This window comes from Pseudomonas sp. SMN5 (genome assembly GCF_052041925.1).
Classification (GTDB): domain Bacteria; phylum Pseudomonadota; class Gammaproteobacteria; order Pseudomonadales; family Pseudomonadaceae; genus Aquipseudomonas.
This window is the reverse complement of record NZ_JBKGGX010000062.1, coordinates 1-930: the sequence shown is the minus strand read 5'-3', so window position 1 is coordinate 930 and position 930 is coordinate 1. Positions and strand designations below refer to the sequence as shown.

The 930-nt window shown below is 56.7% G+C and carries 1 protein-coding gene; it reads left to right on the top strand.

Annotated elements, in window-relative coordinates; translation table 11 throughout:
- Positions 1 to 930, top strand: a 930-nt coding sequence (gene tuf / locus ACLEJR_RS26980) for an elongation factor Tu (RefSeq protein ID WP_440817750.1), incomplete at its 5' end; no start/stop codon positions are given.

Genomic DNA, 930 nt, shown 5'->3' with positions numbered 1-930 from the left:
GTAAAAAACATGATCACCGGTGCTGCCCAGATGGACGGCGCGATCCTGGTTTGCTCGGCCGCTGATGGTCCGATGCCACAAACCCGTGAGCACATCCTGCTGTCCCGTCAGGTAGGCGTTCCGTACATCGTTGTCTTCCTGAACAAGGCTGACATGGTTGACGACGCTGAGCTGCTGGAACTGGTTGAGATGGAAGTTCGCGACCTGCTGAGCACCTACGACTTCCCAGGTGACGACACTCCGATCATCATCGGTTCGGCGCTGATGGCTCTGAACGGTCAAGACGACAACGAAATGGGCACCACTGCCGTTCGTAAGCTGGTCGAGACCCTGGACAGCTACATTCCAGAACCAGAGCGTGCTATCGACAAGCCGTTCCTGATGCCAATCGAAGACGTGTTCTCGATCTCCGGTCGCGGTACTGTTGTGACTGGTCGTGTTGAGCGTGGCATCGTCCGTATCCAGGAAGAAGTTGAGATCGTCGGTCTGCGCGAAACTCAGAAAACTACCTGCACTGGCGTTGAAATGTTCCGCAAGCTGCTCGACGAAGGTCGTGCTGGCGAGAACTGCGGCGTCCTGCTGCGCGGCACCAAGCGTGACGACGTTGAGCGTGGCCAGGTTCTGGTCAAGCCAGGCACCGTCAAGCCGCACACCAAGTTCACCGCAGAAGTCTACGTTCTGAGCAAGGAAGAAGGCGGTCGTCATACTCCGTTCTTCAAGGGCTACCGTCCACAGTTCTACTTCCGTACAACTGACGTGACTGGTAACTGCGAGCTGCCAGACGGCGTTGAAATGGTAATGCCAGGTGACAACATCCAGATGACTGTCACTCTGATCAAGACCATCGCGATGGAAGACGGCCTGCGTTTCGCTATCCGTGAAGGCGGTCGTACCGTCGGCGCTGGCGTCGTAGCCAAAGTCATCGAGTAA